This is a genomic window from Paenibacillus sp. sgz302164 (assembly GCF_056120505.1).
Genome location: NZ_JBVYOL010000007.1, coordinates 46,526 through 66,745, shown reverse-complemented (window position 1 = coordinate 66,745; position 20,220 = coordinate 46,526). Strand labels below are relative to the sequence as shown.

General features: G+C 51.4%; 17 protein-coding genes. 13 read left to right on the top strand and 4 right to left on the bottom strand.

What is annotated here, in order from left to right:
• Positions 1–23 precede the first annotated feature (23 nt).
• The 8 genes from glpX (at position 24) to glnA (ending at position 10,952) form a co-directional block, all read left to right on the top strand.
• The gene (glpX, locus tag AC0LWT_RS13370) at positions 24–989 is read left to right on the top strand and encodes a class II fructose-bisphosphatase (protein ID WP_474681753.1); all 966 of its coding nucleotides are present in this window, start codon (positions 24–26) and stop codon (positions 987–989) included.
• A gap of 1,261 nt (positions 990–2,250) precedes the next feature.
• Positions 2,251–3,726, top strand: a complete 1,476-nt coding sequence (locus AC0LWT_RS13365) for an FTR1 family protein (protein WP_474681752.1) — start codon at positions 2,251–2,253, stop codon at positions 3,724–3,726.
• A gap of 59 nt (positions 3,727–3,785) precedes the next feature.
• Positions 3,786–5,000, top strand: coding sequence for an imelysin family protein (locus tag AC0LWT_RS13360; protein ID WP_474681751.1), 1,215 nt, complete (start codon positions 3,786–3,788; stop codon positions 4,998–5,000).
• A gap of 51 nt (positions 5,001–5,051) precedes the next feature.
• Positions 5,052–6,329 (top strand): iron uptake transporter deferrochelatase/peroxidase subunit, encoded by a 1,278-nt coding sequence (gene efeB / locus AC0LWT_RS13355; protein WP_474681750.1) that lies wholly within the window; start codon positions 5,052–5,054, stop codon positions 6,327–6,329.
• 173 nt (positions 6,330–6,502) lie between these two features.
• Positions 6,503–7,822, top strand: coding sequence for a GTPase HflX (hflX, locus tag AC0LWT_RS13350; RefSeq protein WP_474681749.1), 1,320 nt, complete (start codon positions 6,503–6,505; stop codon positions 7,820–7,822).
• Positions 7,823–7,824: 2 nt separating this feature from the next.
• Complete coding sequence (locus tag AC0LWT_RS13345) at positions 7,825–9,075, top strand: methionine gamma-lyase family protein (protein ID WP_474681748.1); 1,251 nt, start codon at positions 7,825–7,827, stop codon at positions 9,073–9,075.
• A 94-nt stretch (positions 9,076–9,169) separates the two neighbouring features.
• Positions 9,170–9,580, top strand: coding sequence for a MerR family transcriptional regulator (locus AC0LWT_RS13340; RefSeq protein ID WP_474681747.1), 411 nt, complete (start codon positions 9,170–9,172; stop codon positions 9,578–9,580).
• A gap of 31 nt (positions 9,581–9,611) precedes the next feature.
• The gene (glnA, locus tag AC0LWT_RS13335; RefSeq protein ID WP_474681746.1) at positions 9,612–10,952 is read left to right on the top strand and encodes a type I glutamate--ammonia ligase; all 1,341 of its coding nucleotides are present in this window, start codon (positions 9,612–9,614) and stop codon (positions 10,950–10,952) included.
• A gap of 506 nt (positions 10,953–11,458) precedes the next feature.
• On the opposite strand, the gene AC0LWT_RS13330 is transcribed toward glnA, so the two are convergent.
• A complete protein-coding gene (locus AC0LWT_RS13330) occupies positions 11,459–11,932 on the bottom strand; it encodes a hypothetical protein (protein ID WP_474681745.1) in 474 nt (157 codons plus the stop codon).
• A gap of 229 nt (positions 11,933–12,161) precedes the next feature.
• On the opposite strand from AC0LWT_RS13330, the gene AC0LWT_RS13325 reads away from it, so the two are divergent.
• Positions 12,162–12,839, top strand: coding sequence for a vWA domain-containing protein (locus AC0LWT_RS13325; protein WP_474681744.1), 678 nt, complete (start codon positions 12,162–12,164; stop codon positions 12,837–12,839).
• A gap of 89 nt (positions 12,840–12,928) precedes the next feature.
• Here AC0LWT_RS13325 and AC0LWT_RS13320 read toward each other — a convergent pair whose 3' ends face one another.
• Together AC0LWT_RS13320 and lexA are read right to left on the bottom strand one after the other, a co-directional pair.
• Positions 12,929–13,327 (bottom strand): hypothetical protein, encoded by a 399-nt coding sequence (locus AC0LWT_RS13320; RefSeq protein WP_474681743.1) that lies wholly within the window; start codon positions 13,325–13,327, stop codon positions 12,929–12,931.
• Positions 13,328–13,458: 131 nt separating this feature from the next.
• Positions 13,459–14,076: a transcriptional repressor LexA gene (lexA, locus tag AC0LWT_RS13315; protein WP_474681742.1), complete on the bottom strand. Its 618-nt coding sequence runs from the start codon at positions 14,074–14,076 to the stop codon at positions 13,459–13,461.
• A gap of 267 nt (positions 14,077–14,343) precedes the next feature.
• On the opposite strand from lexA, the gene AC0LWT_RS13310 reads away from it, so the two are divergent.
• The 3 genes from AC0LWT_RS13310 to AC0LWT_RS13300 all read left to right on the top strand — a co-directional run bounded on the left by AC0LWT_RS13310 (position 14,344) and on the right by AC0LWT_RS13300 (position 15,912).
• Positions 14,344–14,640, top strand: coding sequence for a LysM peptidoglycan-binding domain-containing protein (locus tag AC0LWT_RS13310; RefSeq protein ID WP_474681741.1), 297 nt, complete (start codon positions 14,344–14,346; stop codon positions 14,638–14,640).
• A 243-nt stretch (positions 14,641–14,883) separates the two neighbouring features.
• Positions 14,884–15,072, top strand: a complete 189-nt coding sequence (locus AC0LWT_RS13305; protein WP_474681740.1) for a DUF896 domain-containing protein — start codon at positions 14,884–14,886, stop codon at positions 15,070–15,072.
• A gap of 42 nt (positions 15,073–15,114) precedes the next feature.
• Positions 15,115–15,912 carry an HAD family hydrolase gene (locus tag AC0LWT_RS13300; protein ID WP_474681739.1) on the top strand — a complete coding sequence of 266 codons (798 nt, stop codon included), beginning with the start codon at positions 15,115–15,117 and terminating at the stop codon, positions 15,910–15,912.
• Between the two features lie 75 nt (positions 15,913–15,987).
• Here AC0LWT_RS13300 and AC0LWT_RS13295 read toward each other — a convergent pair whose 3' ends face one another.
• Positions 15,988–16,530 carry a 1,2-dihydroxy-3-keto-5-methylthiopentene dioxygenase gene (locus tag AC0LWT_RS13295; RefSeq protein ID WP_474681738.1) on the bottom strand — a complete coding sequence of 181 codons (543 nt, stop codon included), beginning with the start codon at positions 16,528–16,530 and terminating at the stop codon, positions 15,988–15,990.
• 218 nt (positions 16,531–16,748) lie between these two features.
• On the opposite strand from AC0LWT_RS13295, the gene metH reads away from it, so the two are divergent.
• On the top strand, positions 16,749–20,192 hold the full coding sequence (metH, locus tag AC0LWT_RS13290) for a methionine synthase (RefSeq protein WP_474681737.1): 3,444 nt from the start codon (positions 16,749–16,751) through the stop codon (positions 20,190–20,192).
• The last annotated feature ends 28 nt before the right edge of the window (positions 20,193–20,220 follow it).

The following is a 20,220-nucleotide window of genomic DNA, read 5'->3' as shown; positions in this document are numbered from 1 at the left end:
ATAGACCGCAAAGGGGGTTAACAATGGAAAGGGAACTATCGCTCGAAATTGTACGCGTTACGGAATTGGCGGCACTGGCATCTGCGCCCTGGATGGGCAGGGGAGACAAAAACAGTGCGGACGGTGCAGCGACCTCGGCGATGCGAGCCATGTTCGATTCCGTGTCCATCAGAGGAACGGTCGTCATCGGCGAAGGCGAGATGGACGAAGCTCCGATGCTGTACATCGGTGAAGAAGTGGGCAGCATGAACGGTCCCGAAGTCGATGTTGCGGTAGATCCGCTGGAAGGCACGGAGATCGTCGCCAAAGGGCTGAACAATGCGATGTCGGTCGTGGCCGTAGCGGGAAAAGGAAATTTGCTTCATGCGCCTGACATGTACATGGAAAAGCTGGCCGTAGGGCCGGCATTGGTCGGCAAGCTGAGCATTAGCGATCCTACGGAAGTGACTTTGCAAAAGGCCGCCGCCGCTCTGAACAAAAAAGTGTCCGACCTGACGGTCATGATTTTGGACCGGGCCCGGCACGAATCGATCGTCAAAAGCTTGCGGAAAGTCGGCGTGCGGATCAAATTTTTGTCCGACGGCGATGTGGCCGGAGCGATGGCCCCGGCGTTCCCCGAGGCGGGGATCGACCTCTACGTCGGCTCGGGCGGGGCGCCCGAAGGCGTTCTTGCCGCGGCCGCGCTCAAATGCCTGGGCGGCGAGCTGGTAGGCCGGTTGATGCCCGCCGACGCCAACGAATACAACCGCTGCATCCAGATGGGCATCAGCGATCCTTACAAAATTTTGACCATGGAAGATATGGTGGGCTCGGACGATGTCATTTTCGCCGCTACCGGCGTGACGCCGGGCGAGTTTTTGGGCGGTGTGCGGTATTTCCCCGACGAACGGGCCGAAACCCACTCCATCGTCATGAGAGCGAAAACGAAAACGATCCGCTACATCCGCTCGATGCACTATTTGCCGAACAAACCGTTTTTGAAAAGCTGAAGCTATATCGCTTGTGGAGAGCTTGCTGCCTACGCAGGGCCGGGGCGCTTGATCGAAGAACATTTCCCTCTTGCGCAGATACCCTGCAAAAGTCAGGCAGCCCAGAAGCCCGCAGGCTAAGGCCGGTCGCATCGGCTGTCCAGAAATCTACAGGCTAAAGCCGGCCGGGTCAGACAGCCAAAAATCTACAGCCTAAAGCCAGCCGGGTCAGGCAGCCCAGAAACCCACTGGCTAAAGCTTATCGCATCAGGACGCACAGGGGCTCACAGGCCATTGCCAGACGCACATTTACTTGGTGGCGAGGGAAAAACCTGCAAAAGTACAGTTTTTTCCCGGTTGATACGCTGGCCAAGGAAAATTCCTGCAATTGTGCAGGCTTTTCTCCGCGGACATGGGCGATAGTTCATTTTCATCAAAAATTCCTGCACAATCGCAGGCTTTTCGCCAAAATGAACCATTTCTATAGAAAAGCCTGCACTTTCGCAGGTTTTTGCCTGTCAAGCAGCCCTATACCCCAACTTCAGCGGCGCAACTCTGCAGGAGAGGCGTGGGTTGGGGAAGATGCGCTTAAAAAGGGACGAGTTTCTCCAATGTACGTTTTTCTCAACAGCCCCAAAAGTGCAGCTTTTTGCTCGTTGAGACGCCTGCAGCGAAACATTCTTGCTAATGAGATTGTGCAGCAATAGCTCAAACCCATTTTTACCCGGAAATTCATCACAATTCGGGATATTGGGAAAGTCCAATGGATTTCCCCTCAGATTTTTAAGCAAGGGCAATAACCTCAGAGGTCGTTTAGATCATCCTTTTGGTGCCTTGTTTGATTTTCGTGATTTCTCAACAGCCTTTCCTTTCGCAATTTTCGCGCCCCCCTTCCTTGCCGTTTCAAACGCTCGAATGATGTTCGTGGCGCTCGGCTAGCCTGCCAATGGTTGCGGAAGCGGTGTTCCGGGAAATCATCTTGCGAAAGTTGGCGACATTGAACCTAATAGGTCGGGCACTGGGATCGATTTTACCCGCTGCCCGGCCTTTTTTACCACAAAAAATGAGTTCTTTACAGCGCTAAAGCGCGTAGAACAGCATTCTTATTGGCGAATAAACCTACCTCTAAGCGCGGTCGCTTATCCTCGAAAGACCTCGATAGAGGTTCATCTCATTTTACACATATTATGCATTGACAACGTGAACGAAAGGAGTAGAATATATGAAGTGTGATAATGATTATGATTATCAATGATAATAATTCTCAATAGGAATGGTGACTATGCGAAAAAGAATCATCGCAGTTTCTTTGATCCTTCTCCTTGTATTGTCGTTTCCGGCGACTTTGTTTGCCAAGGCGGAAGATGATCTGAAGAAAGCTGATGAAGGCATACAAAGCGCGATTCAGGCGGCAGCCGGCGGTAAGGTGGACGAGGCGGCACGCGAGTTTGACAAGTTCCAGACGAACTGGCTGAGCTACGAGGACGGGATTAAAGAGCGCTCGAGAGCGGCTTATCAGAAAATCGAAGCGGCCATGGGCGAGGTGTCTTTTGAAACGGTCAAGGACCCGATTGACAAAGATAAGCTGAAAGCGAGCCTGGAGCAGCTGCACAGCCTGAACAAGGCCTTCATAGAAGGGCGGCTCGACGCGTTCGGCGAAGTGGCTGTCAGCGGGGAGAAAGTGACGATAAGCTCGCTGGTGGCGCTTTTGGAGAGCGCTTCGGATCAGCTCAAGAAAAATGATCTGAACGGAGCCAAGGCCAGCATCGAAAAGCTGCGCAGCTCGTGGCTGGACATCGAGGGCATCGTGCTGACGCAGTCGAGCGAAGTGTACCAGTCGATGGAGCGGGACATGGTTACGGCATACGCCCAATTGTCGGCTAACCCGGCCAAAACGGCCGACGCTGCGGCAACGATTGACCGCATGCATACGGCACTGGCGCCGCTGGCATCCAAAACAAGCTATACGATGCTCGACGCTACGACGATTTTATTAAGAGAAGGTTTGGAAGCTTTGCTTGTTGTTATTGCGCTGCTCGGCTTTTTGAACAAGTCGGGACATGGCGACAAAAAGAAATGGATCTGGCTCGGCGTCGGGTCCGGTCTGTTTGTCAGCATGGTGCTCGGCATTATCGTGCAGCAATTGTTCTCCTCCAGCGCGTTCGGCAACAATAACTTCCTGATCGCCGGCTGCACAGGCGTGTTCGCCGCAGTTATGCTGCTCTATATGAGCTATTGGCTGCACAGCAAATCCAGCGTATCCAATTGGCAGAAGTATATCCGCGACCAGAGCGTCAAAGCTTTGGCTACGGGAAGCCTCGTGTCGCTTAGCGTGCTTGCGTTTTTGGCCGTTTTCCGCGAAGGAACGGAGACCGTTCTGTTCATGATCGGCATGGCTTCGTCCATTTCGCTGGGCTCGCTGCTCGGCGGAATCGCAATCGGCGTCGTGCTTTTAATCATCGTCGCGTACCTGATCTTGAAAATCGGTCTGCGCATTCCGATGCGTCCGTTTTTCCTCGTTTCCAGCGTATTTGTGTTCTATCTATGCTTCAAATTCACGGGCATGGGCATCCACGGCCTGCAGCTCGCAGGCGTACTGCCGGCAACGACGGAAGCGTGGCTTCCATCCTGGGACGCGGTGGCGCTGTATCCGACCCTGGAAAGCGCGTTGCCGCAGCTAGCGCTGCTCCTTGGCGCCGCAATAGCCGCCGGAAGAGATATGAGCAAGAGCTTCAAGCTGCGCAATCAAACCGCATAGCAAAGCCGCTCGACCGATAATTATATACTTTTATTCCATTATAAAGGGGAACCCATCGCATGAAAAAACATATGAAAGTTATCGTACTTGCAACTGCAGCAGCAATGACTCTGGCCGCCTGCGGCAAAACCGCGGCTCCTGCTCCGTCGGCTTCTCCGGCGGCATCCCTCGAAGCGAGCCCGACACCCAACGTCGCGAAAGCGCCGGCCAAAGACGGCTCTGCCGTTTTGCTTAAAACGATAGAAGGGCTGAAACAGCAGCTCGATCAAAAGAAAGTCGACGATGCGAAAAAAATGTCGGACACGCTTGAAGAGCAGTGGGCAAGCTTCGAGGACGAAGTGAAGCCGAAGTATCCCGAACTGTACGTCAAAGTGGAAAAATACTTAACTCCCGTTGAAGCGGGTCTCAAGCAGAGCAGCCTCGATTTTGCCGCGCTTGGCAAGCTGAACGACGAACTGGTGAATGTGGTCAAAGAACTCAGCACTTCTTTTGCGGAAAATAAAGGGGCTGTGAACAACGCAGCCATTTCCGGCTCCAAGGAGCTGCAGGAAGCGACGAAAGCGTACAACCAGTACGTGCAGGACCAAGGGAAGCAGTTGGTCTCGCTGCTTGATAAGTTGAATGAAGCCGTGAAGAGCGGGGATTTGCAAAAAGCGCAGGAAGCTTACGTGCAATCGCGTCTGCCGTATGAGCGCATCGAGCCAGTTATTGAAAAATTCAAGGAACTGGACGGCGTGATGGACGCCCGCGTGGACGATTTTAAAAGCGAGGAAGATCCCGATTTCACCGGATTCCACCGCATCGAGAACATTCTGTTTGTGAAAAAGACAGTGAAAGACGCGGAACCGTTTGCGGCGAGGCTGCTTGAAGACGGCAAAAAAATGCAGCAAAGCATCGCCGCCACGAACATTGAAGCGACCGATTTCGTAACCGGCGTGGGCGAATTGATGGAGGAAGCGCAATCGTCCAAAATTACCGGCGAGGAAGAGCGCTGGAGCGGAGCTACGGTCCCAGTCATTCGGGCCAATGTGGAAGGTGCCCAGGAGATTTACACGCTTGTGAAGGACGAGTTGAAGAAAAAAGACGCGGCCCTTGACGAAAAAATTAGCAAAAGCCTCACGGCCGTTATCGATCAAATGAACGTTTTGTCGCCTGTGGGAACGACCTGGAACGATTTCGGCAAGCTGGACAAATCCAAGCAAGTCGATTTGAAAAACAAGCTGGAAGCTCTGGCGGAGCCGCTGGTAAAAATGCCTGGTACACTTGGACAGTAATGTTCGTTATGCCGGAGATACAGTTCATACTTGCGAAGGGATGGGGAAGCTTTGAAGGATAAAATAAACCGCCGGGCATTTCTCGGCATGACCGCTGCGGGCGCGGCAGGGCTTGTGCTGGGCGACTTCATCGGCAAAACGCAGGCACAGCACGGCGTTCCTGCTTCCCAGGGCGCGAAACCGGAAGGCGGGGGCGCAGCGGAAGAACGAATATCGTTTTACGGAGCCCATCAGTCAGGCATTTTGACGCCCCAGCAAAATTGTGCCAATGTCGCCGCATTTGACGTGACTACGACCGATGTTAAAGAATTGAAAGAGCTGTTCCGCAAATGGACGGAAATGGCCACTCTGCTGATGGATGGCAAACCGCTGGCCCCGGAGCCGCAGGAAGGCAAATTTCCGCCTACCGATACGGGCGAGCAGATCGGCGTGGCGGACAGCAAACTGACGATTACGTTCGCAGTCGGCCCCTCCTTGTTCGAGCAGAACGGGACCGACCGCTTCGGGCTGCGTTCCCGCAAACCGGCAGGGCTGACAGAGATGCCGAAGTTCCACAAGGATTCCTTGCAGGAGCAGCTGACGCACGGTGATATCGTCATCCAGGCTTGCGCCGACGATCCGACGATCTGCTTCCATGCGATCCGGAACTTGACCAAGGCGGCCCGTGGCGTCGCTCACCTGCGCTGGCAGCAAACCGGCCAGCTCAGCGTCAAGGCGGAGGGCACGAAGCGGAACCTGTTCGGCTTTAAGGACGGGACGAACAACCCGGCTTTGAACGACGACAAGTTTATGAACAATAACGTGTGGATCGACGCAGCCGACGGCGCGCCTTGGCTGGCCGGAGGAAGCTACATGGTCGTGCGCCGCATCAACATGCGCATCGAGACGTGGGATCAGCAGCCGTTTACGAATCAGGAAAATATTATCGGACGCAAAAAAGTGTCGGGAGCCCCGCTTGACGCCGAGACCGAATTCGAGCAGCCGAATTTTGCGGGCGATGCGAAAGGCGATAAGACGCCTCTCGATTCCCATATCCGGCTATCCAATCCGCGCACGGGCGAAAATTCGGAGCGCGAGCGCATTTTACGCCGCGGATACAATTTTATGGAAAATCTGGATCAAGTCGGGCGGATGAACGCCGGCCTCTTGTTCGTCTGTTTTAACCGCAACCTGCAAACTCAGTTCGAATCCATACAAAAAAGGCTGACCAATCCGAAAATGCCCGATCAAATGCTCGCTTATACGGAAACGACGGGCGGGGGGTATTTTGCCGTGCTGCCGGGCGTTCCGGCGCAAGGGTCTTATTTGGGACAGAGCCTCTTTGAATAAGAAGCATAACGCCGCTTCGCGAGTCGAGGACGGCAGCGCAGACCGCAGAGACGACCCTTTGCGGTCTTTTGCTTTTGCCCGGGGCATGCAAATTGACTTTCCCGCCATTTTCATCCACAATGATGTTGGGCTCTGAATGGCTCAAGCATTACGTTTCGATAAAGGAGAATGGTATGAAACCAACCTCACATATAGTGGAAAGCGAGCGGCAGGACCGCGCCGTGCTTGTCAGTTTGATTACCCAGCAGCAAAAGAAGAACGAGGCGCTCGCCGAGTACTCGCTGCAGGAGCTGATCAAGCTTGCCGAGACGGCCGGCGTGCTCGTACTCGATACGATGACCCAGAACAAGGAGTCTGTGGACACCAAATGGTTCATCGGCAAAGGAAAGGTCGAGGAGCTGAAAGCTCTGATCGACGAGCTCGGCGGGAACACGGCGATTTTTGACCAGGAGCTGTCGGGGGCGCAGGTGCGCAACCTGGAAGCGACGCTCGATGTGAAAATCATCGACCGCACCCAGCTGATCCTGGATATATTCGCACAGCGCGCCAAGACGCGCGAGGGCATCATCCAGGTAGAGCTGGCGCAGCTCAGCTACTTGCTGCCGAGGCTGTCGGGACAAGGCAAAAACTTGTCCAGGCTGGGCGGCGGAATCGGGACGCGGGGTCCCGGCGAAACGAAGCTGGAGACGGACCGCAGGCACATACGCGAGCGGATCGGCGAGCTGAAGGCGCAGCTTGAGGAAGTCGTGCGCCACCGCAATTTGCACCGCGAACGCCGCAAGAAGACGGGCGTTTTTCAGGTTGCGCTCGTGGGCTACACGAACGCGGGCAAATCCACGCTGCTCAAGCAGCTGACGCAAGCGGACGTCTATGTAGAGAACCAACTGTTCGCCACGCTGGACCCTACGTCGCGGACGATGGAGCTGCCGAGCGGCAAGGAAATTGTGTTGACCGACACGGTAGGGTTCATTCAAAACCTGCCGCATGATCTGGTCGCATCGTTCCGCGCCACGCTGGAAGAGGCGAACGAAGCGGATCTGATTTTGCACGTTGTCGACAGCCAAGCCGAAATGCGCAGCGAGCAAATGCGCGTCGTCTCGGAGGTACTGGAAGAGCTTGGCGCGCACCAAAAAGAGCAGCTTACGGTTTTTAACAAAATCGATCTTTGCTCGCCGCAGGAGCGGGATATGCTGACGACCGAAGGCGATTTTTTGAAAATTTCCGCTTATGACGAAGCGGATTTGGAACGGCTGCGCCTTGCCGTGCAGGAGAAGCTGATGGGCGAGAACAAGCTGTTCCGCATTCCGGCCGACAAAGGGGATATGATTTCGCTCGTATACCGGATCGGCGACGTTATCCGCAACGAAGTCGACGGCGAAGATATGGTGTTTCAAGTTCGCGTGAACAAAGACGATTACGAGAAAATGGGTTACTTGCTGGCCGCTTTCGACGAGCAGCGCGTTCAGCAGGAAGAACAGGGAGAGAGCTTCTAGGCATGCAATTCGGGGAAAACATCTTGGCGCTGATGGAACGTGCCGAGCGCACAATCGAGCCGGCGTTCCGCAGCATTGAAAAAACGATCGATCTGAATCAATGGAAAGTGATCCGCGCTTTTCAAAAGCATCAGGTAAGCGACTATCACTTCGCTTCTTCGACGGGCTACGGCTATAACGACCGCGGGCGGGAAGTGCTCGATCTCGTCTATGCGGACGCACTGGGGGCCGAGGCGGCGCTCGTGCGGCCGCATTTCGTATCGGGCACGCATACGATCGGCACTGCGCTGTTCGGCGTGCTGCGCCCCGGCGATCATCTGCTTTACATAACAGGCAAGCCTTACGATACGCTGCATAAAGTGATCGGCAAGCCGGGCGACGGCACCGGCTCGCTGCAGGACTGGGGCATCGCGTACAGCGAGGTTGCCCTCCTGCCGGACGGCTCGCCGGACTGGCCGGGCATCGCGAAAGCGATCAGGCCGAACACCAAGGTGGTCGGCATTCAACGTTCGCGCGGCTATGATCCGCGGCCGTCGTTCACGGTGGAGCAAATCGGGGAGATGGTCCGATTTGTGAAAGAGGCGAGCCCCGAGACGATCGTGTTCGTCGACAACTGCTACGGCGAGTTCACCGAGACGCAGGAACCGACGCAGGCCGGCGCCGATCTGATGGCCGGCTCGCTGATCAAAAACCCCGGCGGCGGCATCGCCCCGTCCGGGGGCTACATCGCCGGGCGGCGCGACCTTGTCGAGCTCGCCGCCTACCGCTTGACCGCCCCAGGCATCGGGGGCGAGGTGGGGGCCATGCTCGGCGCGACGCGAGCCATGTTTCAAGGGCTGTTCCTTGCCCCGCACCTGGTGGGGCAAGCGGTCAAGGGCTCGGTCTTCGCAGCAGCGCTGTTCGAAGATCTCGGCTTTGAAAGCCGTCCGCTCTGGCACGAGCCGCGCACGGATCTGATTCAAGCGATCCGCTTCACGTCCGCGGAGCATCTGATCACTTTCGTGCAGGGCATCCAGAAAGCGGCCGCCGTCGATGCGCATGTCGTCCCGGAGCCCTGGGACATGCCCGGCTACGAGCATCCGGTCATTATGGCCGCCGGCACGTTCATTCAAGGCGGCAGCCTGGAGCTGTCCGCGGACGCTCCGATCCGCGAGCCCTACATCGCCTATATGCAGGGCGGTCTGACTTACTCGCACTGCAAATTGGGCGTGTTGACGGCCATCCAGCATATGGCGGACAAGGGTTTAATTTGAAAAATAGGACTGTAAACAAACCTAACACTCCTTGACATGTTTTTGCAACGAAGGTACAATGAGATTAGGACTTACTTACTCAGGAGTGATTAGGATGACTGATGAAATTCGCAGAAATATGGCGCTTTTCCCGATTGGCATCGTCATGAAACTTACCGATTTGACAGCGAGGCAAATCCGTTACTACGAACAGCATGAGCTTGTTATACCTGCCAGAACTTCAGGCAATCAAAGGCTTTACTCTTTTAACGATGTGGAGAGATTGCTGGAGATCAAAGATTTGATCGAGAAAGGCGTTAACATCGCCGGAATTAAACAGGTGCTTTTGCCGGTTTCCAAAGATTCCGAGGATGCAACCATCATCAACGAGCACACGGAAGTGAAGCGCAAGGAGCTTACCGATTCCCAACTGCACAAAATGCTGAAGCAGCAGTTGATCGGAGGCGGAAAACGTCCGGGTCAAGTGTCACTGATTCAAGGCGAATTGTCCCGATTTTTTCATTAAATAGCGTCATAATAACGAGAGGAGCATGGCCGTGGGTTACAACACCAATTACACGAAAGAAGACATTTTACGCATCGCCGAAGAGGAGAACGTTCGTTTCATCCGTCTGCAATTCACCGATTTGATGGGCAGCGTGAAAAACGTGGAAATTCCGCGCAGCCAGCTGGAAAAAGCGCTTGACAACAAAATGATGTTCGACGGTTCTTCCATCGAAGGCTATGTCCGTATCGAAGAATCTGACATGTACTTGTACCCTGACTTGAGCACTTGGGTCATTTTCCCATGGGTTACGGAAGGCAAAGTAGCGCGCCTGATTTGCGATATTTACCTTCCTGACGGCAGGCCGTTCCCGGGTGACCCGCGCGGCATTTTGAAAAACGCTCTGAAGCAGGCCAAAGAAATGGGCTACACGGCTATGAACGTTGGACCGGAACCGGAGTTCTTCCTGTTCAAAACCGACGACAAAGGCAACCCGACGATGGAGCTGAACGACCAAGGCGGTTACTTCGATCTGGCCCCGATGGATTTGGGTGAAAACTGCCGCCGCGATATCGTGCTTACTTTGGAAGAAATGGGCTTTGAAATCGAAGCTTCCCATCATGAAGTAGCGCCGGGACAGCACGAAATCGATTTCAAATATGCGGATGCGATTAAAGCAGCCGACCAAATTCAAACTTTTAAACTCGTTGTAAAAACGGTTGCAAGACAGCACGGGCTGCACGCCACGTTCATGCCGAAACCGCTTTTCGGAATGAACGGCTCAGGCATGCACTGCCATCAGTCGCTTTTTAAAGACGAAGTTAACGTGTTCTATGACGAGAATGATAAGTTAGGTTTAAGTCAAGTAGCCAGACACTATATGGCAGGTGTACTTCGTCATGCCCGCTCTTTTGCGGCTATCACGAATCCTACCGTTAACTCGTATAAACGCCTTGTGCCAGGCTATGAAGCGCCTTGCTACGTAGCATGGTCCGCAAGCAACCGCAGTCCGATGATTCGTATTCCGGCTTCCCGCGGTTTAAGCACGCGCGTTGAAGTCCGCAACCCGGACCCTGCGGCCAACCCGTATCTTGCCCTTGCCGTTATGCTTGCAGCCGGTCTTGACGGCATTAAGAACAAAATGCAGCTTCCGCCGCCAACCGACCGCAACATTTACGTGATGACGGAAGAGGAAAGAGAAGAGCAAGGAATTCCAAGCTTGCCAGTGAACCTGAAGACCGCGCTGGACGAACTGATCCGCGACGAAGTCATTTGCGACGTACTCGGCGAGCACGCCCTTGCTCATTTCTATGAACTGAAAGAAATTGAATGGGATATGTATCGTACGCAAGTACATCCTTGGGAAAGAGATCAGTACTTGTCGTTATATTAAAAGTTGAAACCATGATTTTTAAAGGGTTTTGAGGGGGATGGCGTTGCGGCGGGCATACCGAAATTAATTAGTTTTTTTCGGAAATGCCCCCGGAACGCCCCCCCCAAAAAAAAATTCCCTGGCCTGCTTCTCTAAGACCTCATTTATTTTGGTCTTACAGTCGGCATGACTGCATCTCATTGACAAGTCTTGTGTTGATTTTGATGATTCTTTCCTATCGCAATGTCTTTGTTTCCCCAAAAGTCCCCCATCATTGTTCCCTAGAAATCAAGTGTCTCATCGATTCCCGATCATTTTAATGTTGTAGTTTCCATTGCTTCCACCGCTTTCCATTTCATCCTAAAGTAACTAGTGAGCATATCTTATATACGCTCGCGCGTTTCATTGTCTATCGGTTTGCCGTCAAATGTGACAGGGAGATCCTCTTTTAGGATTTGCAGGTGTTTCGGCGTTTAAAAACGATCCCCCACTAACCAAGTGGCTGTGGGGGAGCAAAACGAAATGTATTAAACCGGATCAACTGTGCCAAAAATCCTGACTGGCACTTCTCCATGACTGTAGTACTCAACATGATAAGTGCCAGGTTTTAGAGTAACGTATACCGAGCGTCTTTGGCTTCCGCTCCATGAAAAGTATCGAGTACCCGATGAATCATTCTCATTGACTAACCTGTACTCAACCTCTTCGACATCGTAACTGCTGTCGTATGTGCGTTGCTGAACATCAAACAAGTAAGTACGGGTGGAGTTGACCGTAAAATACCCATTACGAAACGTACTCACCCATCCGTCATTTTCTGTCAGGTAATTGTGATTAAACCACATCGAATCATACACGACTGCTTGCAGTTGAGCTGATTGTACTTCCTTTGATGTTGATTCTGCTGCCGAAGCCGTAACCGCAGGAAGCGTAGTGCTAGAAGCCAAGATACCAGTAGTAAGTGCAACAGCTAACAGACCATTAAAAACTTTTTTACTCATTCCTAAGTTCCTCCTATAAATACAAAATAATTACAATAATAATTGTAATATATATTGCACAACTTGTAAATTAAAATTTACTAATTTTGGAGGAAATAGTCCTGTTTGGATTTTTTCCAAGCCTCTTCAATCTGGTTGAACCTATATTTAAGTCCCTTTGTTGAAAAAAAATCCAATAATTTAAAAAACATGATACTCTTAAACTATCAAACTTATAGAGGTGGATACGATGAGCACGATTTCTTTAAGCAAGCAAAAACTGGGAATCGTTTTGGAAAAGAAACAATTGTCGAGCGTGGTGGCCAAAGTAGCGTTGGTGCTGGACATATCCGGTTCGATGAGGCTGCTCTACAAAAACGGTACGGTTCAGAAAGTAGTCGAAAAAATATTGGCTGTCGCCAGCAGGCTGGACGATGACGGTGTGTTGGACATCTGGGTATACGACCACAAATTCAGCAGGCTGCCCTCTGTCAGCGAGGAAGATTTCGAAGGTTACGTCAACAAGCATGTGCTTGAAAACCAGAACATATCCAAGTTCGGCCGCAACGATGAGTCGCCGGTCATGAGAGATGTGATAAAAAAATATACCGTGGAAGAAAAGAGCAATGTTCCCTCTTTCATTATTTTTATTAATGACGGCGGGGTGAAGAGGGGGACGGGAGATACGATCGACAAGGCGATCATTGAATCTTCGAACCTTCCATTATTTTGGCAGTTTGTCGGTGTTGGCAATTCCGATTTCGGAGTGTTGAAAAAGCTGGATACTATCGAAGGCAGAGTCGTCGACAATGCGAACTTTTTTCAAATTACGGATATTGAAAAAACGAACGATGAAGAGCTGTATGAAAATTTATTGAATGAATTCCCTTTGTGGATAAGAGAAGCAAAAGATAAAGGGATATTATAACAAATTGATCATCTCCCGGGTTGTGAAAGCCTTGATTGATGGCGCCTAAAGGGCAAGAAATGGATTGGGGAACGCCAACGAAACGAGATTTAATTCTTTAAATTTTCCCTGGTTACTGGTTTCAACCGTGAAATGTCATATCCTATCTTACCAATAATATCGAGCCCGTCCTGGAATTCTATAGCGTTTTTTCCAGTCCGCCCATTTTCCAAACCATACAAAATAAAAGCTCTAATCGTTCTTGGATTATGTAAATTATATTTTTCAATTATGTTGGTATCTTTATTTTTTAAGGATGTACCGACTAATAGTGGATTTCCTGTAATTGGATCATCCCAAGTACAAAAAAAGAATGTGCATGTTATATTTTTTAGGACTTTTAAAGATATTTTAAGAGAAATATTACTCAACTGTTGATTATACTTCTGGTCAATCACATATAGGTATTCATTTTCGCCTACAATTATTTTTCTTGTCTTGTTCTTCAAGATCTTTGTACCTCTCGAATCAGTTTCGGTCCAAGTAAAAGGGATAGTAGCTATAAGAAATCGAATTGCAGTTCCGGAGTTCGATCGGTATTTTAAAAGCGAAAAACCACCTTAAAGGTGGTTTTTTGTACTTACATGTCGCGGAACAGGCCGATAACGCGGCCAAGGATGGTTACGTTTTTCAGAAGAATCGGCTGGAGGGCCGAATTCTCCGGCTGCAGACGGATGTGATCCCGTTCTTTGTAAAAACGTTTTACCGTTGCTTCGTCATCTTCGGTCATGGCGACGACGATATCGCCGTTGTCGGCGGTTTGCTGCTGCTTGACAATAACATAGTCGCCATTATGTATGCCGGCTTCGATCATACTGTCGCCGGATACGCTGAGCATGAACACGTTGTTGTCGCCGACGAGGTGGGACGGGAGGGGGAAGTAGTCTTCGATGTTCTCCGTTGCCGTAATCGGTACGCCGGCCGTTACTTTGCCGACTAACGGGACGCGCGCCACGGATAAAGCGAAGTTGCTCTCCGCTCCGTCGAGACCTAAAATTTCAATAGCTCTCGGTTTGGTCGGATCGCGGCGGATCAAGCCTTTCTTCTCCAGACGTTCCAGATGCCCGTGCACGGTCGAACTGGAGGCCAGTCCGACGGCTTCGCCGATTTCCCGAACGGAAGGCGGGTAGCCCTTATCTTTCACTTCGTTCTTAATAAACTCCAAAATTGCTTGTTGGCGTTGGGATATTTTACTCAATAGTTATCACTCCATCTATGAAAAAATCATTAACCAAATTATAACACAGAACCGGAGTTCGTACAAACATAAGTTCGAAGATTTATTGACACAAACGTTTGTTCGTGATATTCTGATTTCAGAACAAATGTTTGGGGGATGAATGTTATGTACATTGCATATTCAGAAGGAAGCAACTCACGGCAACTTCATGCAAGACCAGCGACAGCGAGAACTACGACACGTTCGGATCGTTTCCATCGGTTCTTCGGTTTGACGAAGCGATCTTTGAAATTCATTTTGCTTGCTGCCGCGCTTCTTGCCGTGTTTTCTTTTGGCGCAATCGTACAAGCTTACGCAGGAGATGGCGCGAACGCCGCTTCCACCCGGTCGCCTGAGCCCATTCATGAATCCGTACAAATCCCAAACCATCTTATCGTTGAACGCGGCGATACGCTCTGGTCTATAGCTTCATCCCGAATAAGCGAAGGTCAGGATATTCGTTCGTATATGAATAAAGTTAAGAAATTGAACAAACTTACTTCCACGTACCTTTATGAAGGGCAAATCTTGCTGCTGCCTTAATGCCTGGCATTTATATCGGACCCCTGGCCGTATTATTTAGTTTCGGCGGTCAACGATACCTCCAATTTCATTCCTAAGTGAAATGAGACATATTCGTTCATGTTCGATTCGGATTTTCTGAATCAAGCTCATTTGCCGACTAAGTTACTTGCCTTAGTCTTTTTTTGCGTGCAATTGCCTTGACATTCGGGTAGCGGAATGGCAAAGTAGTAGTCAGACTGAGTAATGGCAGGGAGGACTATCATGAGCGATAATATGGACCAGAACATAGAGAGAATCAACGAACTTGCCCGCAAAGCGAAAACAGTTGGCTTAACGGATGAAGAAATTGATGAGCGCAACGAGTTGAGAAAAAAATATATCCAAGCGTTCCGCTCCTCTCTTAAGGTACAGTTGGATTCTATCAAGTTTGCCGATGAAGAAGAGAAGTAAAGCAACAACATTTATAGATGCATTCAAAGGGGAAATGTAACGATGCCGCTCAAGGCTGTGCTGTTTGATTTGGATGATACGCTGTTATGGGACGATCGCAGCGTGAAGGAAGCTTTTGAAGCAACATGCGAGGAAGCGGCCAAACATTACGCTTCGATCAAGCCGAATGAATTGGAAGAGGCCGTGCGCAAGGAGGCCAGAGCGCTTTACGAATCTTACGAAACGTTCCCATTCACGAAAATGATCGGCATTAATCCGTTTGAAGGGCTGTGGGCTCATTTTACCCAGGGAGAACATGAGCATTTTCGCAAGCTGGAACAGTTGGCTCCGGGCTATCGGACGGAGTCTTGGACAAGAGGACTTCAGGCGCTCGGTATTGAGGACAAGGAACTTGGCTACAAATTAGGCGAAATGTTCCCGGCCGAACGCCGCCGCCGTCCTCTCGTTTACGAAGAGACGTTTCAAGTACTGGATGCGCTGAAAGGCAATTACAAGCTGCTGCTGCTGACGAACGGTTCTCCCGATTTGCAGATGGAAAAGTTGGCCGGAGTGCCCGATATTGCACCTTATTTTGATCATATCGTTATTTCCGGAGCGTTTGGGGAAGGGAAGCCGGCGGTTTCGATTTTCCGGCATGCGATGGAGCTTCTGGGTATTGAAGCTTCCGAAGGCATCATGATCGGGGACAAGCTGACTACGGATATTCTCGGCTCGGGAAGCGTAGGCATGCGCAATATTTGGATTAATCATCACGGGCTGCAGCGCGGCGACGAAATCGTTCCTGCTTTTGAAGTATCCCGACTGCAAGAAATTTTGCCGATTATTGCGAACAGCCGGTAAAATTGCAAACAAAAGCCCAACGGCTGGGGAATCGAATCCTCGGATCGTTGGGCTTTTGGGTTCTTTATGAAAGGATCAGGCCTTTGCAAACTCCGGGTCGTCAACGTTGTAGGCGATCCAGCCGTCTTTTTCGATGAAGAGGCGTACCGCTACGATTTGACGGTTATCCATCAGCGTAAAGAAGTGGTTCGTATTTTCCGGTACGGAAATAACGTCTCCGGCTTCAAGCTCGACGTCAAAGTAGCCGACTTCGTCTTCCGATTTAATAATGAAGATGCCTCGTCCTGCTACGATTGCACGGATTTCATCTTCAGTGTGCGTGTGAACCTGTTCGAATTTTTTGAGCAGTTCCTCGATGTTTGGCGTAGCGTCGGACAAGGAAATGACATCCCAAATTTCGTAACCGCGTCTTGCGGCAAGATCGCGAATTTCTTCGTCATAAATGCTCAAAATTTGCGCTTTTTCTTCGTCGCTCAGGGCGAATTTTTCGCGAAGCGCTTCAGGAAGCTTGGAAGTATCCCAGTGTTCGTACACGACGTTGTGGCTATCCAAGAAGGCTTTTACCTGTTCTTCACCTTCGATGCGTTCATTAGTGTTGCGAATTCGAATTTGTGCCAACGTACATCCCTCTTTCCAATAAAATATACTTGTATTATAGATGAAATGTTGACTCATGTCGATGAATTTGCATAAAAAAATCCTACATACCCCATAGGAATTATTGATAAATAGAAATCTTTTCATAGCAGCGCTATTCTGTTACACTAAATGTTAACGAATTTATCGATAAAGTTGGGTTGTTTCAGCTTTAGGTCAAGTTGAGAGGGAGTCATGCCATGATCAAACCACCGATTCAAGAGCAGCTTAAGAAAAAAATAATGATCCTTGACGGCGCAATGGGCACCATGCTTCAACAGGAGAATTTGACACCCGATGACTTCGGAGGCGAAGAACTGGACGGCTGTAATGAAATTCTTGCCATCACGCGCCCCGACGTTTTGCGGAAAATTCATGAAGCTTACTTTGCGGCGGGCGCCGATATGATAGAAACGAATACGTTCGGTTCGACCAGCGTCGTTTTGGCCGAGTACGATTTGCAGGACCGTCACCGGGAAATCAATTTGGCCGCGGCTAAGCTGGCGATTGAGGCTGCGAATAAATACTCGACTCCGGAGTGGCCGAGATACGTAATCGGGGCGATGGGGCCGACGACCAAAACATTGTCCGTCACCGGCGGCGTAACGTTCGAAGCACTGGAGGAGAGTTACTACCAGCAGGCGCTTGCGCTGGTGGAAGCCGGCGTCGATGCGCTGCTCCTCGAAACATCGCAAGATACGCTGAACGTGAAAGCCGGAAGCATCGGCATCCGCAGAGCTTTTGAAACGCTGGGCGTCAAGCTGCCGATCATGATTTCAGGAACGATCGAACCGATGGGAACTACGTTGGCCGGACAAAACATCGAGTCCTTCTATATATCTTTGGAACATCTGAAGCCGGTTTCGATCGGGCTGAACTGTGCGACCGGTCCGGAGTTTATGCGCGACCATATTCGAACGCTGTCCGAAATTGCGGAAACGGCGATCAGCTGTTATCCGAATGCGGGGCTGCCGGACGAGAACGGACATTATCACGAATCCCCCGAGTCACTCGCGAAAAAGATGGCCGGCTTTGCCGAACAAGGCTGGCTCAATATCGCCGGCGGCTGCTGCGGAACGACGCCAGATCATATTCGCGCGCTGGCGGAAACTTTGGGCAAGTATGCGCCCAGAACGAGCTACGGCACACATCCGCCTGCGGTATCCGGCATTGAAACGGTCTATATCGAGCCGGAAAACCGTCCGATTATGGTCGGCGAACGCACGAACATTTCCGGTTCCCGCAAATTCAAACGACTTATTAAGGAAGGCAAGTTTGAAGAAGGATCGGAAATCGCCCGCAACCAGGTGAAAAACGGCGCGCACGTCATCGATATCAACTTACAGGATACGGATATCGACGAAGCTTACGCCGTCGAGCAATTTATGCAGCAAGTGGTAAAAAAAGTAAAAGTCCCGCTCATGCTGGACTCTACGTACGATCATATTATCGAGCTCGGCTTAAAATACTCGCAAGGCAAAGCGATTATCAACTCCATTAACCTGGAGGACGGCGAGACGAAGTTCCAAAATATTTTGCCACTGATCCATAGATACGGAGCCGCGGTTGTCTGCATTTTGATCGACGAGCGCGGACAGGCGGTTTCGCGCGAAGCGAAGATGGAAGTGGCTACGCGGTCTTATGAGCTTTTGACCGGGAAGTATGAAATGAATCCGGAAGACATTATTTTTGACCCGAACATGTTCCCGATCGGCTCCGGCGATCCGCAATACATCGGTTCAGCCGTCGAGACGATCGAAGGTATCCGGATGATCAAGGAAAAATACCCGGCCTGCAAAACGATTCTCGGGCTCAGCAACATTTCGTTCGGTTTGCCGGATGCGGGGCGCGAGGTGCTGAACTCGGTTTATTTGTACCACTGCACCAAGGCCGGTTTGGATTACGCGATTGTCAATACGGAGAAGCTGGAACGCTACGCCTCCATTCCGGAAGCCGAGCGCCAGCTCGCCGAAGAACTGATCTACAATACGAACGATGAGACGCTTGCACAGTTCGTCGCGCATTTCCGCGAGAAGAAAGTCGAGAAAAAAGAAAAAATTTCGAACCTCTCTTTGGAAGAGCGTCTTGGCTCTTATGTCGTCGAAGGCACGAAGGAAGGGCTCGTTCCCGATCTGGAAGAAGCGCTTAAAACGTACACACCGCTTGAAGTCATCAACGGGCCTCTGATGAAAGGCATGGAGCAGGTCGGCCGGCTGTTCAACAACAATGAGCTGATCGTTGCCGAGGTGCTGCAAAGCGCTGAAGTGATGAAAGCGTCGGTTTCGTTTTTGGAGCCTTTCATGGAGAAGTCGGAATCCGCCGTCAAAGGGAAAATCATTCTGGCTACGGTAAAAGGCGACGTGCATGATATCGGGAAAAATCTGGTCGAGATCATTCTCTCGAACAACGGCTACCAGATCGTCAATCTGGGTATTAAAGTGCCGCCTGAGCAGCTGATTGAGGCGTACCGCAAAGAGAAGCCGGATGCGATCGGTTTGTCGGGTCTGCTCGTCAAATCGGCGCAGCAGATGGTCGTTACCGCGCAGGATTTGCGCAACGCCGGCGTCGATGTGCCGATTCTTGTCGGGGGCGCGGCGCTGACCCGGAAGTTCACGAAAACGAGAATCGCCCCGGAATACGAGGGTTTGGTGCTGTATGCGAAGGATGCAATGGATGGGCTCGATATCGCCAACCGTTTGAGCGACCCGGAGCAGCGCAAGCGTCTCGTCCAGGAGCTGAGAGAAAGCAAGGAGTCCGACGTCAAAGAGTCCGGCAAAAAGGAAGAGCAGCTGCCGAAGCTTACCCGCGTCAAATCGTCCGGCGTCTCCAGGGACGTTCCGGTGCATGTGCCGCCTGATCTGGATCGCCATGTGCTGCGGGATTACCCGATCGGCCATGTCATGCCTTATGTGAACATGCAGATGCTGCTCGGTCATCACCTCGGGCTTAAAGGCAAGGTGGAGCAGCTGCTCGGCAATAAAGACGCCAAAGCGATGCAGTTGAAAGATACGGTCGATTCTATCTTATATGCGGCGCAAAAAGAAGGAATCATCAAGACGCACGGCATGTACCGGTTCTTTCCGGCGCAGTCGAGCGGCGACGATGTGATTGTATACGACCCGCAGGATCACAGCAAAGTGCTTGAAACGTTTACGTTCCCGCGGCAGGATACCGAGCCGTTCCTCTGTCTGGCCGACTACCTCAAGCCGGTGGAGAGCGGACAGATGGATTACATCGGCTTCCTCCTCGTCACCGCAGGCCACGGCATTAACGACCTGGCCAAAGAGTGGCGGGACAAAGGGGACTACCTGAAATCGCACGCGCTGCAGGCGACCGCTTTGGAGGTCGCGGAAGGTTTTGCCGAGCGGATTCATCATATCATGCGCGATGTGTGGGGTATTCCCGACGCGCCGCAAATGACGATGCAGGAGCGTTTTGGCGCGAAGTACATCGGCCAGCGGTTCTCCTTCGGCTATCCGGCGTGTCCGAATCTCGAAGACCAGGCGAAGCTGTTCGCTCTGCTGCGTCCGGAAGATATCGGCGTCGAGCTGACCGAATCGTTCATGATGGAGCCAGAGGCTTCCGTCTCGGCCGTCGTGTTCGCGCATCCGGAGGCGCGCTACTTTAACGTAGACAAGAGCTGATCTCACGTTCGCTCATTTTAAGCGAGGC